At 41.6% G+C, this 16,158-nt stretch carries 18 protein-coding genes; 7 read left to right on the top strand and 11 right to left on the bottom strand.

What is annotated here, in order from left to right; genetic code table 11:
• Positions 1-87: 87 nt before the first annotated feature.
• A complete protein-coding gene (locus ABIS22_01485) occupies positions 88-501 on the bottom strand; it encodes a hypothetical protein (GenBank protein ID MEO7740569.1) in 414 nt (137 codons plus the stop codon).
• Positions 502-550: 49 nt separating this feature from the next.
• Positions 551-814 carry a hypothetical protein gene (locus ABIS22_01480; GenBank protein MEO7740568.1) on the bottom strand — a complete coding sequence of 88 codons (264 nt, stop codon included), beginning with the start codon at positions 812-814 and terminating at the stop codon, positions 551-553.
• A gap of 139 nt (positions 815-953) precedes the next feature.
• Between ABIS22_01480 and ABIS22_01475 the strand changes: the two genes are divergently transcribed.
• Together ABIS22_01475 and ABIS22_01470 are read left to right on the top strand one after the other, a co-directional pair.
• Positions 954-1,421: a hypothetical protein gene (locus tag ABIS22_01475; protein ID MEO7740567.1), complete on the top strand. Its 468-nt coding sequence runs from the start codon at positions 954-956 to the stop codon at positions 1,419-1,421.
• 26 nt (positions 1,422-1,447) lie between these two features.
• A complete protein-coding gene (locus tag ABIS22_01470) occupies positions 1,448-2,434 on the top strand; it encodes a CNNM domain-containing protein (protein MEO7740566.1) in 987 nt (328 codons plus the stop codon).
• Between the two features lie 9 nt (positions 2,435-2,443).
• Here ABIS22_01470 and ABIS22_01465 read toward each other — a convergent pair whose 3' ends face one another.
• Together ABIS22_01465 and ABIS22_01460 are read right to left on the bottom strand one after the other, a co-directional pair.
• Positions 2,444-3,052 (bottom strand): hypothetical protein, encoded by a 609-nt coding sequence (locus ABIS22_01465; GenBank protein ID MEO7740565.1) that lies wholly within the window; start codon positions 3,050-3,052, stop codon positions 2,444-2,446.
• Positions 3,053-3,133: 81 nt separating this feature from the next.
• On the bottom strand, positions 3,134-4,414 hold the full coding sequence (locus ABIS22_01460; GenBank protein MEO7740564.1) for a DUF2130 domain-containing protein: 1,281 nt from the start codon (positions 4,412-4,414) through the stop codon (positions 3,134-3,136).
• A 131-nt stretch (positions 4,415-4,545) separates the two neighbouring features.
• On the opposite strand from ABIS22_01460, the gene ABIS22_01455 reads away from it, so the two are divergent.
• The gene (locus ABIS22_01455) at positions 4,546-5,022 is read left to right on the top strand and encodes a hypothetical protein (GenBank protein MEO7740563.1); all 477 of its coding nucleotides are present in this window, start codon (positions 4,546-4,548) and stop codon (positions 5,020-5,022) included.
• A gap of 166 nt (positions 5,023-5,188) precedes the next feature.
• On the opposite strand, the gene ABIS22_01450 is transcribed toward ABIS22_01455, so the two are convergent.
• The 3 genes from ABIS22_01450 to ABIS22_01440 form a co-directional block, all read right to left on the bottom strand.
• Positions 5,189-5,848: a hypothetical protein gene (locus tag ABIS22_01450; protein MEO7740562.1), complete on the bottom strand. Its 660-nt coding sequence runs from the start codon at positions 5,846-5,848 to the stop codon at positions 5,189-5,191.
• A gap of 110 nt (positions 5,849-5,958) precedes the next feature.
• The gene (locus ABIS22_01445; GenBank protein MEO7740561.1) at positions 5,959-6,561 is read right to left on the bottom strand and encodes a hypothetical protein; all 603 of its coding nucleotides are present in this window, start codon (positions 6,559-6,561) and stop codon (positions 5,959-5,961) included.
• Positions 6,562-6,618: 57 nt separating this feature from the next.
• Entirely contained in the window at positions 6,619-7,401 is a 783-nt protein-coding gene (locus tag ABIS22_01440; GenBank protein ID MEO7740560.1) for a hypothetical protein, read from the bottom strand.
• A gap of 111 nt (positions 7,402-7,512) precedes the next feature.
• Here ABIS22_01440 and ABIS22_01435 point away from each other — a divergent pair, with 111 nt between their 5' ends.
• On the top strand, positions 7,513-8,028 hold the full coding sequence (locus ABIS22_01435; GenBank protein MEO7740559.1) for a hypothetical protein: 516 nt from the start codon (positions 7,513-7,515) through the stop codon (positions 8,026-8,028).
• Here the strand turns inward: ABIS22_01435 and tgt are convergent, their stop codons facing one another.
• A complete protein-coding gene (tgt, locus tag ABIS22_01430) occupies positions 8,029-9,261 on the bottom strand; it encodes a tRNA guanosine(34) transglycosylase Tgt (GenBank protein MEO7740558.1) in 1,233 nt (410 codons plus the stop codon).
• 144 nt (positions 9,262-9,405) lie between these two features.
• On the opposite strand from tgt, the gene ABIS22_01425 reads away from it, so the two are divergent.
• Complete coding sequence (locus ABIS22_01425; GenBank protein ID MEO7740557.1) at positions 9,406-10,086, top strand: SOS response-associated peptidase; 681 nt, start codon at positions 9,406-9,408, stop codon at positions 10,084-10,086.
• Between the two features lie 27 nt (positions 10,087-10,113).
• Here ABIS22_01425 and ABIS22_01420 read toward each other — a convergent pair whose 3' ends face one another.
• Positions 10,114-10,803, bottom strand: coding sequence for an HNH endonuclease family protein (locus ABIS22_01420; protein ID MEO7740556.1), 690 nt, complete (start codon positions 10,801-10,803; stop codon positions 10,114-10,116).
• Positions 10,804-10,834: 31 nt separating this feature from the next.
• Between ABIS22_01420 and ABIS22_01415 the strand changes: the two genes are divergently transcribed.
• Entirely contained in the window at positions 10,835-13,357 is a 2,523-nt protein-coding gene (locus ABIS22_01415) for a M1 family metallopeptidase (protein ID MEO7740555.1), read from the top strand.
• A gap of 30 nt (positions 13,358-13,387) precedes the next feature.
• On the opposite strand, the gene ABIS22_01410 is transcribed toward ABIS22_01415, so the two are convergent.
• Together ABIS22_01410 and rplS are read right to left on the bottom strand one after the other, a co-directional pair.
• A complete protein-coding gene (locus tag ABIS22_01410; protein ID MEO7740554.1) occupies positions 13,388-13,999 on the bottom strand; it encodes a ribonuclease HII in 612 nt (203 codons plus the stop codon).
• Positions 14,000-14,422: 423 nt separating this feature from the next.
• Positions 14,423-14,854 (bottom strand): 50S ribosomal protein L19, encoded by a 432-nt coding sequence (gene rplS, locus ABIS22_01405; GenBank protein MEO7740553.1) that lies wholly within the window; start codon positions 14,852-14,854, stop codon positions 14,423-14,425.
• A 167-nt stretch (positions 14,855-15,021) separates the two neighbouring features.
• On the opposite strand from rplS, the gene ABIS22_01400 reads away from it, so the two are divergent.
• On the top strand, positions 15,022-16,158 hold the full coding sequence (locus ABIS22_01400) for an NADP-dependent malic enzyme (protein ID MEO7740552.1): 1,137 nt from the start codon (positions 15,022-15,024) through the stop codon (positions 16,156-16,158).

Genomic DNA, 16,158 nt, shown 5'->3' with positions numbered 1-16,158 from the left:
GACAATTATTGTAAACGAGCAATTCTATGCAAAAAAGGTTTAGATTATGATAAAACTATAACATAATTATAGTATTATAGCAATTCATCATTCAGTTACTGAAGCAGAAATCAGTTCTTTATTCATAAGTTCACTTATATCAACGCCATCCGAATAGTCCGTAAGGTATCCTTCAACCGCTCTACCGTTTATTGGACGTTCAAATTTAAAAGGGTCATCTCTTGCTGGCATCCACATACCATCAATCATCATGCCCCCTGTTGTCAGCATTTTCTTAAAATGTTCATCGAGCATGCAGAGGCTTACGACATAGACACCGCTTGGTCGAGCTGTAATATTATCTAACATTACAGGTAGCCTCAGCGCCTCATACTTTTTACTTGTAAGTCGTAGCATGGCGCTATAGACATCAACGTTGTTAATGTCCTGTTCTTTAATACGCTGTTCTAGCTGTCTATTATATGCAGCTAGTGTAGTGAGTTCTCCGCCTTGTATGCCCATAGTATTTTCAATCCTACTGCATTTCAATAAAAATAAAAACCATAACTGGTTAGCTGTATTCCTCTTTCTGCCGACTATCACTTAGTGATCTTATGCCTGTTATATCCATAGCGATTGTTTCCTCACTAGTATCGTCACTATAAGCATCGATCGTATTCGTCGTATTTACAGCCTCCGATTCAACTATTTTCGATGTCCTCCCAGTAGAGGATGTCACTGTACTTGCAGCAAGCGCTGCCATAGCACTGATGCTTGATACACTAAATATTCCAATACTGGCCGATCCTAGAATTAGTCTTTGTACTTTATTCATTCATGCCCTCCTTTCATATGTGTTCTTTAGTCACTTTACCTAGCTCGTCTTAATACTACCTTGGACGGAAAGAATATTTAGCACATAAATTCATCTGCAAGTTGAGAATGATCAGTAAATATGATATAAATATGTGATTATGGAATTAATGAACCCCCGTGTTTGTGCGGCATGTCCAGTGCAGCACAACGCAATGATTGAAATTGCCGATCTTGAGACAGAAAATGATGAAAATATCATGACATGCATGGGCAATCAACCCGAACAGCAAGCAAAAATCATTTTCGAAGAAGAACACGGGAAGTCGGCTGAACCTGATGATGATTCATCAATTAATGAAATAAGTCATCGACTACGCGGGGAGCTTGGTGAATCTATTGAGGAAACTAACGCTGAAATAATCAGTATAAAGAAACAGATGGGTGAATACGCTGTTAAATGCGCTGGTCCGGTTGTATTTCAAAGAACACTACCAAGTGGGCAATACCTCGGTGTTATCGTTTGTGCGTCGCCAGAAATAGAAGATAGCGAAGGCTTCGAGCCTGTCTGTGTTGTTCGACAATCAAGCGCTTCATCAACAAGAATAAGTCTATACAAACAAGACTAACAACTATATAATTCCTATTCAGTTACATGAGTATCCTCATTCTTATTTTTGAAATATTAGCGCTTATTACGATATCGGCGCTCTGCTCTGGTCTCAACATATCACTCATGGCTTTATCACTTGGTGACCTAAAGCGAAAAGCGAAACTAGGTGACGTAAGCGCTAAGCGTGTCCTCCCTCTTCGTCGTAAAAGTCACCTGACGCTATCAAGCATCCTGCTTGCCAACGTGGCCGTTATCTCGACTACATCTCTTGTGCTCGATGATCATTTTCATGGTCTTATCGCCGGAATTGTGAGCACGCTACTTATTGTCATATTTGGTGAAGTCATCCCACAAGCACTTTTTGCTAAAAATGCACTCGCATTTACTGCACGTTTTGCACCATTTTTAAAGTTTCTCGTCTTTGTAACATATATTATTTCTCGTCCGCTCGAATTACTACTTAATAAGCTCGTTGGGAATCACAAGCAAGAGCTACATTCACGCGGTGAACTGGGCATCATTATCAATGAGCAGATCGATGCCGATGAAAGTGAACTTGATGAAGACGAGGCTGAAATTATTAAAAGTGTCCTCCAAATGAGCGAAAAACGAGTTCGAGATATTATGACAAGTATTGACGATGTTTTTTGGGTAACCCCAGATTACATTATCGATACAAAAACTATTGAAAAAATTAAACGTGAAGGTCGCAGTCGCATACCAATTTTCGATACAAATCTCACACGTTGCTATGGTGTACTTCTTATTAAAGATTTACTTGCATATGATTTTGATGATCCAATCGCAGTTGATGATCTCTCACTTCATCCCGTTAAAATAGTTGGAAGTATGACCGCGCTTGATACTATGTTCCGTAAATTCATAAGTGCGCATACTCACTTAATTCCAATCGAGCGTGATGACCATATTGTTGGTATTGTAACGATTGAAGACTTAATCGAAGAAATTCTTGGACATGAAATTGAAGATGAAACTGATTATAAGAAAAAGGCTTCTCGGCGAAATTGATACGTCGCTCTACTTGTGAGCTGATATTGAACGTAGCGTAACTTCAGGATAATGGAGTGGCAAATAGATTAATTTATCTCCAAAGGCTTGCGGTTCATAAGTATTCTGATCTACAACATTAACGTCAGTAAGGACTAGATGAAGGCCAAATGGCTTTTGGTAGTGTCTCTGGACGTCCAGACTAACCTCTTCACCTTCACTTATTACATCTAAATACGCTGGATCTACATATGCCTGGACGTCGAAACCTATAAATATTCCTGATAATATTGCATACTCACTTGTTTGCTCAGGATCAAAATTATTATAAACGTCATTATAAACTTGAAAAATTCCACGACCAGAAGCCGTTACCATAGCACGCGCAGCAGGTGGATCACCTATTAATCTCCAGTGATCTACAATAAGTTCTCTAACCATCGCGCATACTTCAGCCCTATCCGTATCAATCTGAAAGTCGACTTGTCTGCCTAACTTATTTCCCAATTCATCAACAACCAGTGGTAAAAATTGTTCAAAGAAAACAAAGAGTGCTGTACGCCACGATGAGAGATCTGTCTCCATGCTATTTTCAAGCTCAGCAAAGAGTTTCGATTCGTTATTGTCAGCACTTGTCATCCGCACAATATAGCAACAAACAGGACCGGTGTGCAAGCAGCAGTGTCATTAACGAGGCAAATTAAACAGGGTTCAGATTACTCAGTTATTAAGATCTTCAAACTTTACAGCCATAGTTGGATTACCGCGAGTTAGTCGCTTAATTGTTAGATCTTCCGCTTTGTTATTAGCAAGGCGAAGATTGTTCTCCGATGATAATAGAGCGTCTTTAGTCTTTTGTAGATGATCAATAGTTTTATCTATCTCATCAATAGCTGTTTTAAACTTACGGCTTGCAAGATCATAGTTCTTTGCAAATCCCTCTTTAAACGCATTAATATTATCTTCAAAATGAGTGATATCGACATTTTGAGCTTTAACGAGGGCGAGCTCAGATTTATACTTCATAGAGTTCAAAGCAGCGTTACGAAGAAGCGTTATGATCGGTATAAAAAACTGTGGACGTATCACATACATCTTTGGATATTTATGGGAGACGTCGACGATACCAGTATTGTAAAGTTCACTTTCAGATTCGAGAAGTGTCACGAGTACACCATACTCACATTTTTTCTCATTTCTATCTTTATCCAACTCTCGCAGGAAATCTTCATTTTTATGCTTTGTAGTCGTCTCATCTCCCTCGTTCTTCATTTCAAACATGATGGAGATAATTTCATTACTAGACTCGTCTACTTCACGGTAGATGTAGTCACCTTTACTCCCAGTTTTAGCATCATTATCTTTTTCAAAATAGGCATTTGGAAATGCAGTTGCACGCAGTTTATTAAACTCGGTTTCGCAGTGCTGCTCAAGAGTCTCACCTACCATCTTTGTAGATAGTTTAGCCTTCATATCTTTATAATATGAAATCATTTGATCTTTTGATCGAAGCTCAACTTCGTATTTGTCCTTTAATGATGATTCTAGCAATTGGCGTTCCGTGTCCTTATTTTTGAGTTCATTTGCAATATGATCACGTTCTTTTTCAATTTTATTAAGAGCCTCACTAAGTTCGAGTTTCTTTTCAGTTTCAGCTGCTTGAAGTCGAGCTTGAAGTCGAGCGAGCTCAGTGTCCTTTGCGGCTTGAATCGCTAATACATCAGCATTTCTCGTCGCAATTAACTTTGCGATTTCAGCTTCTTTTTGCATTTTTAGTTCAGCAATTTGTGCATCTTTTTTTGCCGCATCTACTTGTAACTGATTCTTTGTGTTCGCTTCAGCGAGCTTAATTGCGTTCTCTTTTTCTTTTTTTAACATCTCAACGCGTTCATGAAGAGCACTCTCAAATTCATGATCACGAACTTGCTTTAAAATATCAGCAAATCCTGCTTCATCAACCTTAAAAGCTTTTTTACAGTGAGGGCAAATTATTTCATTCATTATTCTATATTATATCCTGAACTTAGTAGTTATACTGATTATTGATTTAATATTAATTATATGCTATAATAAAATTAGTACCTATATTTTCGCAATCCGCGATAGATAAGGTAAGGACAGAAGGCGGTTTTATGATTTCCGAGAGGACTATCGATGAGCGCGTAAGGGTCATTCAGCGCGTTTGCAGAGGTAATGGACTTGCTGGAGACAACGATGTCTCCAGCTGGGAATGTGGACTCTTCAATTGCGACACTGCCCAGGAAGTCTTAGAAAAGTTAAAGTCGATATGTATCGAACTTGCGAAGACCGGTGCGAAGAGCGCGTACGCCATCAATAACGCCCTGAACGTGGACATGAATGAGAGCTATGGAATTCTTTCAGACAGGCGAGATGCATATGTGCGCTCGCAGTCGTTTAGCTTCAGGACACTGATACGAAACGAACTTTCTGGAGCAATCAATATTGCAGTGAAGTTTGGTTCAATATCAGTTGAAACCCATGAAACCATGCCTAAAAGAGAAGAGTCCGAGGTCGAAAAACTCCGAAAAAGGATCAAGGAGCTCGAAGATCTCCTAGGGGCTATCAAAATAATGGTCAAGAGTATTTAGAAGAAACTCGACCATGCGTCGCTCATTTCAGTGAGCTCATTTACCGAGAACGGTAGGCCGCGACGATTTCTGTCGCGGCCGTTTTAACTTTGCATACTACTCAAATAGTTGATGGCAAATTATAAATATTTATATAATTAGGCTGCAAATACTTATTATCAATATTCTAGTTCTCACTATAACCAATGTCATTTGTTCCCGATGAGTCAGCTGGATCAGACCTACCTTTATCTCGATCAAGAGGCTCAAGTTTGTAAACCTGCACATCTTTTCCATGAAGCGTTAATAATGCGGGACTACCCTCTTCAAGCTCGTATTCAATCTTCATCGTACCGTCTGCAGAAATCATTGATACATCAGTTACGGCAAAATAAAGCCCAGCTGCAAGCTCTTCAACCATATCTGCACCAGACTGGACGTAATATGGAAAAAGCGTCACTCCTTGATATCTCCCCCTAATTACTGCGGATGGATCAATCGCATGCCCACCACCAACATGGACAACATAGCTAAGCCCTTTTAGCTGTACCCAGTCACCCTCTACGAGTTTGAGTCTCGCTTCATCTGAGGCTATGAGGTCTGAAAGATTGTGGCAATACGCCTGATACTCATTAGTATCATTCGTGTCGACTTCCCCGCAGATTAGCTGCATACTTGATACATGTTCAGCAAATTTTTCAAGAATAACTCGCCGTTCATTTTCTAGATCAATCGGCAACCAGTGGCTGCCGTCTTCGTCGATGATTTCGACCGGCTCATCAAAATCTAAATGAGCCAAAGGATCCTGCTCATGAGAGTATCCGTAAGATTTTTCGTAATCTGTCATTTTGAGATAATACTCCGCTTACACAAACTGATGCAAGCATAAGAAATTAAAGCTCATTTATTGTATCTACCAACTTATCTATGCGCAGTCATATTCTTTTCAAAAGGAAACTATGCAGCAATGACTGGCTCAAATTTTCGTACTTCTATTCCAGGACCATGAAGTGTTAGCAGCACATGATCACCCTCGGGAAAATCAAACTGCTCTTCCGTTTCACCGTCATCGCTCACAAGCCAAAGATCAGTTACAGCGAGACTTACACCGATAGGTAGTGTTTCGATAGATTTTCCTGTAGATATATCGTAACAAGGGTATAGCTCGATACCTTGATATCGACCACGAAGTACACCACCTTTTTTGAACCGATGCGGCTTGCCGTCATGGAGAATATACTCAAGTCCACCTACCTGGACCCATTCATCCATATAGAGTTCGATTTTTTCTTCTTCGTCGGCCATTAGTTCACCAAGGTTATGTACAAATGCCCGATATGACTCTTCATTAGACATATCTACATCTCCGTACATCTGAGTATAAGCAAGCATATGATCATAAAAATCATCAAGTAGTTTTTGTCGCTCTGTCTCAAAATTAACTTGAATCCACTGCTGCCCATCTCTATCAATCATAATAGTAGGTGTTTCAAAATCTAAATGAGCAAATAAGGGGTCGTTTTCACCAGAGTAATTGCCATTTTTCTCGTGATCCGTCATTGAAAGATAATACTCCGAGCATGTGGGCTTGTGCAACCATAAGAAATATATTCTAATTCAAGCAGCTTTACCAACAATTAATGGTACGAAATTAACATACTTTCGTGTCGCTGCAAGACCTAATATTTTTACAGCATGGTGGGGTTTCAATCGCCTATTAATCCTATCGATGTCTGAAAAAACAGGGTTATCCGAAGGAATATTCTGAGTTGCTAAAATAAGTTGTTGGTAGGTTGTGAAATATTTATTAAACTGCTGGGCATGGAATGCTTCACCAACTTCGTCATAATCTCCTTTTATCCTATCTGGGTGTTCAAGAATATCTTGACGACGAACGGAGAAAGTTCGCTGAGCCGTTACTGCCTGTTTGGCAGTCGCAAATAAACGTAGGAAGGCGTGTTTTGCAAGAACGTATGACCGCAAATATTGCTCCATATCGGATAGATCTGGAATTTCAGGCTCATAAGTAACATGGTGAATAACATTATGAAATTGCCGCGGCATAAGTCCTCTATTGGTTGCGAGTTCACGAAAGGCCATTGGGATGGTACTACCTAGATGGTGCACTGGGAGGTATGAATCCATTTCCCAGTGAAAGTGGTGGTCGTCAGGTTTTGTTGTTGGGTCGTCTTTATCGTACGGCCATTCATAATCATCATGAAATAAATCAAGAACAGTCTCAACGGTGTCATCTGGTAATACAAAACCGCGGTCATCTATTGGCGCGTAGAATTTTTGTCTATTGTCGGGACTAAGCCATTTGTCCGGTTCTTTCCATGCATCTGGCGGCGGGAGGTGTGCGTACGACTGCATGCTGGACGCAAGCAGTCGGTCCATCATCTAGTATGTAATTCCAGTGAATACGTTTACGCTCATGTTAATTTATTTATAGCTTATTATTATAATTTATACAAGTAATTTTGATTACTAAAATCTGTTACAATAAGTCTCATGAAAAAGCTTATTATTATTTCCGTTTCTATAGTCGCTATCCCACTTATTGCTTTTGGTACTATTAAAGCGCTAGATCTGTTAGCGCCACATAGCCCTCTAGTTGATGATTCTTCAAATACAGTGGCAGAAATGAAACCCGCTGATTCAACATCTCCGCCTAAAACACAGCCTACAGTTCAAAATGCCGCAACCGACACTATTATTCAATCTGATATGAAACGAATTACCACACTCCTAGAGTCTTACTCGTCCGACAACAATGGCAAATACCCAGCAACAGAAGCTGAAATTGCTACATTCCAAAATAAATACATGGAGGGCTTGGCTTATCCAGTAACACATAAACCTTACACCCTCAGCTCAGTCGTAAGCGATGGATTTACGAGTGTAATCTACAGAAGAGGATATATATGTGTAGGCGACAGAGATGTCCAACTCAGTACCAATTCGAGACAATTCGCGCTTCAGATACCACTAACATCAGGTAAAGACTACTGTGCAGATAATTCTTAGTCACGACTTAGCGATATCTTTTTTAGCGTAATACCGGCTAAGCCAAGAGTCCTTGAGTTCATAAAAAGTTTTATTGATAATACTTACACGAATGTCATCAACAAGTTTGATAATGAAATGTTCATTATGTATTGATACCAGTGTTCCAGCAAGAGTTTCTTTCGCGCGAAATAAATGTTGTATATATGCACGTGTGTAATGTTGACACGTATAGCACTCACAACCTTCAAGTAGAGGCGTAAAATCAGTTTTATATTTTGCGCCCTTAATGTTTACTCTTCCGTCATAGGTATACACTGCGCCGTTACGACCAACTCTTGTTGGGGACACGCAGTCAAACGTATCAATGCCTTGTTCTATTGCGAGAAAAATATCATCAGGCTCACTGATACCAAGAAGATGTCGAGGTTTATTTTCTGGGAGTATGGTGTTTACCCATTTAATAATTTCACCCATTTGACTTTTCTCAAGCGCACCACCTATGCCGTACCCATCAAACGGTAGTTGACCCATAAATGTAGCTGCTTGCTTTCGTAGGTCTTCATACTGGGCACCCTGTATGACACCGAATAATGCTTGGTATGGACGACCTGGGTCTTGTTCTCGTAATCGCTGGACTTCTATAAGGCTTCGCTCTGCCCATGGATGTGTACGAACATTCAGTGACTCGACTTGATAATCGTATGTATCAACCAGTGAGGTGAGTTCGTCAAAAGCAAATGTAATATCTGCGCCAATTCCATGCTGCACTTGCATAGAATGCTCTGGTGTAAATCGGTGCATACTTCCGTCAAGATGCGATTTAAATGTAACGCCGTCATTATCGACAAATGCGTGACGCGCTCCCATCGGTGCGATTGAATCAACCACTTTTGCGCTTCCAGACTCCATGGCAAGTACTTTTTTAAAACCACTTCCAAGTGACAAAACTTGAAATCCACCTGAGTCAGTAAATGTCGGGCCTTGCCAGTTCATGAACTTTCCAATACCACCGGCTTGTTCGATAAGTGCATGACCTGGCTGTAAATAAAGATGATAGGCGTTGGCGAGTACAGCCTGAGCATGAACAGCTTTGACCTGTTCTGGTACCATTGCTTTAACTGCCGCTTTAGTCCCGACTACAATAAAGGCTGGTGTTTGAATATCACCATGTGGAGTATGGATAGTTCCTGTTCGCGCTAAAGAATCACTTGAAAGCTTTGTCTGAATAGTAAAAGAGAATGAGTCCTGCATAACTTGATATATTGTATCCTTTTGACCTCTGTTTTACTAGATCTTACGATATCTATGTCATCTATATAGGCGCGGTTGCAATGTTTTAATAGTAATTAAATATAGATAGACCACATAACAGATTAACTAAGGTATAATAGCAATATGTCCGAACGCTATACGCTATTTGAAATTGAAAACCTACGTGATCGTTTTAAGCTCCCTAACGGCGTTCCCCCGGGTGTAAAGAAAAATTATAATATCAGCCCAACACAGCTTGCGCCAGTTATATTTACAAATTCAGATGGTGTTATTGAGCTAAAGCGGATGAAATGGGGCTTCATTCCCGAACGCGCTAAAGATACAAATGGCGTCTTTCGCTATAAAACATTTGATGCTAAATCTGAAGATGTATTTGAAAAAGTAAGCTGGCAACATGCAATCCGCAATAGTCGGTGCCTTATACCATCAAATGGCTACTACGAATGGCAAAAAACGCCAGATGGAAAAAGACCATTTTATATTAAACCCAAAGACCAAGACTTATTCTCGATTGCGGGTATCTATTCTTCATGGACAGATCCTGAAGGCACACAGTGGGGTATGTTTGCCGTCATAACGGTTGTTTCAAATATAGAAATGGCAACGATCAACCCACGAATGCCCGTTATCTTACGCCCTGAAGATGAAGCTACTTGGCTCGACCCGACAGTAGACGACTACAGCTCACTGTATGATTGTATGCGTACACACCCTGATGGCATGCTACAGATAAAGATGGCAAACCCTGAGGTGAATAGTATGAAAACAAGTGGCCCACAGCTTATTATTCCACCGGTGCGCTAAAAGCAGATATAAAAGCCCACTTATTTTTTACTGGGGTAGTATTTGTCCTGGACATGTTGAGAGAATAGCTGTGATCGCATTTTTTTCAGATTGAGTCACCCACAGTTTGTATTTTGATTTCACTGCAACCTGACGACTGACATACTGACAACGATATAACTTATTTGAGGGTAACCATGTGGCAGCGTCACCATCAGATTTTTGTTGATTTGTTGGACCATCAACGGCAAGTAACTCAAGTGGATCATTAGCAAGTGACACGCGCTGATCCACAGTAAGCTGCTGAGCACCGGTCTGCCAAGCATTACTAAGCGCAACAACATGATCGATCTGCACTGCGCTACTTGATGATTCACCTCGGCTAAAAAGAATTATTTTACCAGTATACGGATCATTGAGCGTACCGCTTATTACCTGGCACTTGTCATTCGCGGTGACATTCGTCATGTCCCTACGTAAAATAATCTCCCGAGTGTCACACCCTTTAGATATTGTCCAGCCATCACCAAATTGCGTCCTCGCGTACCCTGTTTTTGGAGAGCGACCTTTAACCGCAAGACTATTTAGTACATCTATTGCTGGTCCCGTTGCCGTACTAACGGATTGAGGCGGAGCCACTGACTGCATTATATTTGGATGGTTAATAGACACAGCTGCTACGGTAGCGAGGATAAAAATTACCCCAATGATCCGTCGAAGTACGTAACCTTGTTTCATATATCTAGTATACCTTTGTTACAATAGATATATGCAGACAGTACCTCGACTTATTGATCAATTTTCACCAACACATTATGACCTTTCATTAATGCTTGGCCGGGCTGAGCGAACTTTCCGTGGGACAGTTACTATTCACGGCGTGTCACCCGATAGTACCGGTACTATCATCGTTCATGCAAAGGATCTTGCAATTGAATCAGCTACGCTAGATGGCAAAGAAGCAGATTTTGGTAGCAGCGACAACGATGAGCTCCATATCACTCACCCAGATATCCATAGTGGAACACATATTCTTGTTATCGGTTTTTCAGGTACGATCACCGACCCCATGCACGGACTCTATCCCTGCTACTACGAATATAATGGTGTTAAAAAAGAGCTCCTAGCTACGCAGTTCGAAAGCCATCATACCCGTGAAGTATTCCCGTGTATCGATGAACCTGAAGCAAAGGCGACTTTTGACGTCACTCTCACGACCGAACAAAACATTACAGTTTTAGGAAATATGCCTGTCGAGAGACAAGTTGTGGCTGATGACCAGCTTGTGACCTCTTTTAAGACATCGCCAAAAATGAGCACGTATCTGCTCGCATTCGTTGTTGGTGAAATGCATAAAAAGACTGCAACAACGAAAAGTGGCGTCGAAGTAAATGTTTGGGCAACACCAGCTCAACCACCAGAAAGCCTTGATTTCGCTCTTGGCGTTGCAACTCGAACGATTGATTTCTTTGACGAGTATTTCGGTGTCCCTTATCCGCTACCTAAGTCGGATCATGTGGCACTTCCAGATTTTGGATCTGGTGCAATGGAAAACTGGGGCCTCATTACTTATCGTGAAATTGCGCTCCTTGCAGATCCTAAGACAACTTCAATAAGTAGTAAGCAGTATATTGCAACTGTTGTTGCGCATGAGCTATCTCATCAGTGGTTCGGTAATCTTGTCACTATGAAGTGGTGGAATAATCTTTGGCTAAATGAAAGTTTTGCAACCCTGATGGAGTACATTGCCATTGATGCACTTTACCCTGAATGGAATATATGGCTTGATTTCGCATCAGGTGAGGTTGTCATGGCCCTACGTCGAGACAGTGTTGACGGTGTACAGGCTGTTCAGGTAGATGTAAACCATCCTGATGAGATTAGTACGTTATTTGACGGTGCAATCGTTTACGCAAAAGGCGCTCGGCTCCTACGCATGCTAGAACACTACGTAGGCAAAGAAGACTTTCGTACTGGTCTTGGGCTGTACTTTAAAGAACATGCCTACAGCAACACTGATCAAGATGACCTATGGAATGCATTAGCAAAGATTAGCGGTAAAGATATTGCCGGTCTTATGAATACATGGATTTCACAGTCTGGCTATCCGGTTCTCCATGTCTCACAGGACGGTGATCAAGTAACACTCGCTCAGGAACAATTCTTTGTAGGTCCACACGAAGCATCGAGTAAACTATGGCCAATTCCGCTCACCTCTCCTTGTAGCGAGATGCCAGAAATACTTTCTGAAAGATCGGTTGTCGTGACGCGTCACCACACCACACCACTCAGATTTAACGACCAAGATACGGCTCATTTTATTACTCACTATAGTGACGATTTGCTCCAGCGATTAATCGGCGAGGTGAGTGCCGGTAACTTATCTATGCTTGATCGTATCCAACTGCTTGATGAATCAACGATGCTTGCAAGAGCAGGTATTCTTCCGAGTATTCAGCTCATTAGCCTCCTCGGTGGGTATAAAAATGAAACGAGTGAACCAGTATGGACGATTATGAGTATGGCTATTGGTGAATTAAAAAAGTTTGTCGATGATAACCCCATAGCTGAGAGTAAGCTGCGTACATTTGCTGCAAACATGGCGGCAGAGCAATATGCTCGACTTGGATGGGATGCAAAACCAGGTGAATCAGAAGAAGACTCGAAACTTCGTGCAACGATTTTAGCGCTTACACTATACGGTGAAGCTCCCGATGCACTTCAAAAAGCAAAGACTCTATTTGAATCAAATGATCTCATCGATCTTGACCCAGAGCTTCGACCCCTTATTATTAGCAGTGTTGTACGGCATGATGATGGAAAGATATTTGATGCACTATTTTCAACATATAAGTCATCATCGTCAGCTGAACTGCAGCAGGATATATGTCTTGGTATTACATCAACTCGAACTAAAGAGAAAATACTGCTACTTCTTGAAGCAATAAAAGATCCGCTAGTTATACGGCCTCAGGATGCTGCACGCTGGTTCGTGTATCTCATTCGTGGCAGAGAAAGTCGCGATGCCGCTTGGCAGTGGATTCGAGACAACTGGCAGTGGGTCATTGATACATTTGCTGGTGACAAAAGCTACGATGACTACCCGCGCTACAGTGCAAGTAGTCTTGTAACACGAGAACAACTAGCTCAGTATATTGAGTTCTTCACACCTAAGAAGGAGATTCCAGCTCTGAGTCGTGTTATTACAATTGGAGTTTCGGAAATAGAAGGTCGCGTCGAGCTGATTGAACGAGACCGTGATAGTGTCATATCAGCGCTACTGGCACTTTAATTTGGAGTAGAGTCTGGTACCTGCGATCACTTATACATACTTCGTGGATGATTTAGACTTTTTATGATTTGGTGTATCTAGTCGGTATTTTGTTAGTGGCGCAAAAGATAGTCGGTGAAGTGGAGTCACACCTAAGTTCTCTATCGCTTGGCGATGTGCTGGTGTGCCATACCCAACATGAGTCTTGAAGCCATAGCCGGGATACACAGCGTCTTGGTCGGTCATAAAGGCATCACGAGCCACCTTCGCTATAATTGATGCCGCAGAGACGCTAGGAACGAGCAGGTCAGCTTTTGGAATCGTCGTGACATAAGCAGCCCTACTTGTGTTAGCAAGAAAGTTTATTGTTCCATCAATAATAATCTCACTGTAGGCTGAAGTGACCTGTTCAACAGCCCGGCGGGTAGCAAGCCTTAGTGCGGCTGACAGTCCAATACTATCAAGTTCATCAGCACTCACCCATCCTAGACCAAAGCCGGCTGCATCTCGGCGAATAATAGCATCAAGTTCTTCGCGACGCTTTTTCGTTAGCTTTTTACTGTCAGTGAGTCCTTCGATAGGAATATCGCCTAAAACAACAGCTCCCACAACAAGAGGTCCCGCCCAAGGTCCGCGCCCAACTTCGTCAATTCCTAAAATCATATTTCTATTGTAGCTCATTGACAGAATATGAATATACTGCTATGGTAGCAGTAACTCATGTTTATCGACATGAGAACCTACTAGAGTAAGGTACTAACGTGGCGGACATCCCATCAGTGAAAGACGCTTTCAACAATGGAAGACTCGTGGCGACGGTGCGTAACTATTCCAGGAGACCGACGGCTCAGAGCCGAAGTAACGTTCTTCGTGCTTTCACCAGAGTACTCGGAAGAGAGCTCACGGCACAGGAGATATCCGAAGTCGATGCAATCCTCAGCCGGCGGTAGCGGGAGTGAGGGGCGCGCGAATTTGCGTGCCCCTCACTCCAACGATCATCTCACTCTACGTACTCTATTATTAGTAATATAGCTCCGTAAACAAAAAACGCCCGATATACATCGGACGTTTTTTCTTATAGAATGACTATTCTGCTTTTTCAGTTGCAGGTTCTGCAATAACTTCTTTTGCAGGAGCTTCGTTAACTTTGTTGACAGCTTCACGGTCAAAATCTTGCGCTGTAAGACGAGCACTTTTACCACTACGACTACGTAGGAATGAAAGGTAGTTACGGCGTACTTTCGCACGGCGAGCGATCTCGATCTTATCAACAAGTGGACTGTGGATTAAGAAACTTTTCTCAACGCCAACACCACTAGCAATTTTTCGAACTGTGATACGTGCAGTATGCGAATTATTTCGGTCAGTACGAATAACAACGCCTTCAAAAATCTGAATACGTTCTTTAGTACCTTCTTTAATTTTCTGGTGAACACGGACAGTGTCACCGCTCTTTGCGCTAACTACGCCAGCTTTTTTCTGCTCGTCGTTAACCTTTTGAATTAGTGCAAAACTCATTTTTCTCTCGCTTTACTATTTATAATACAATCAGTTACTAACTATAGCATAGAGATACGATTTTTTAAAGAGGTTAAGAAGATAATTGTATATATTATTCAGTACATCAATCTAACTATAGGAAATATGAGCCACGAGACTGTCAAAGGCGGTATAATAAAATGATTATGACTGACTACAACGAACTCGCACTTGAACTTCATAAAAATCATAAAGGTAAAATTTCAACAACACTCCGTGACACGCGCGTCCTCGATAAAGAGCTGCTGAGCGCATACTACACGCCTGGTGTTGCTGCTGTTAGTAAGGCAATTGCTGATGATGCATCACTTCTACCCGTATATACATGGACAAACAATCTTGTGGCCGTCATATCTGATGGGTCTGCAGTTCTTGGGCTTGGAAACATTGGACCAAAAGCCTCGATGCCAGTAATGGAAGGTAAAGCGCTGCTATTTAAGCACTTCGCTGGAATCGATAGCGTGCCAATCATACTTGACGTGCATAGTGCAGACGAAATCGTTGCAGTAGTTAAGGCAATCGCGCCGAGTTTTGGTGCTATAAATCTTGAAGATATTGCTGCACCAATCTGTTTTGAAGTAGAAGAACGACTTAAGGAAGAGTTGGATATCCCAGTTTTTCATGATGACCAACACGGTACAGCGGTCGTTGTTCTTGCAGGGCTAATTAATGCAATGAAAGTTGTCAGTAAAAAATTATCTGATACAAAGATAGTCATCATTGGTGCGGGTGCTGCTGGTACGGCTATTACAAAGCTATTGCACCTTTATGCAAAACCCCAGATTATTGCAGTCGATAGTAAAGGCATCATCGGTATTGGACGAGAAGATCTTAATAATGAGAAGAAGGCTCTTCTCGAATATATCGACGGTTCCCAGACTGGTTCACTCGAAGATGCACTAATAGACGCTGATATTTTTATTGGAGTGAGCAAGCCAGGTCTTCTTACCGCTGATATGATCGCAACTATGGCAAATCAACCAGTTGTATTTGCACTCTCTAATCCAACACCAGAAATTATGCCTGATGAGGCTAAAGCTGCTGGGGTAGCCGTCATGGCAACTGGTCGTAGTGATTTTCCAAATCAGGTTAATAATGCAACTGCATTTCCTGGTATATTTCGTGGAGCCCTCGATAATGGAGTCCCTATGATTACGGATGCACATAAGATACTAGCTGCAGAAGTAATCGCTGGGCTTGTTGATGAAATTGATGCTGAGCATGTGATTCCAAGCGTATTTGATGAGCGTCTTGTTCCTAGCATTGCGGCTGTGATACGATAA

This window comes from Candidatus Saccharimonadales bacterium (assembly GCA_039928925.1).
In the GTDB taxonomy this organism is placed as follows: Bacteria; Patescibacteriota; Saccharimonadia; order Saccharimonadales; family Saccharimonadaceae; genus UBA6022.
This window is presented reverse-complemented; position numbering and strand designations above follow the sequence as displayed.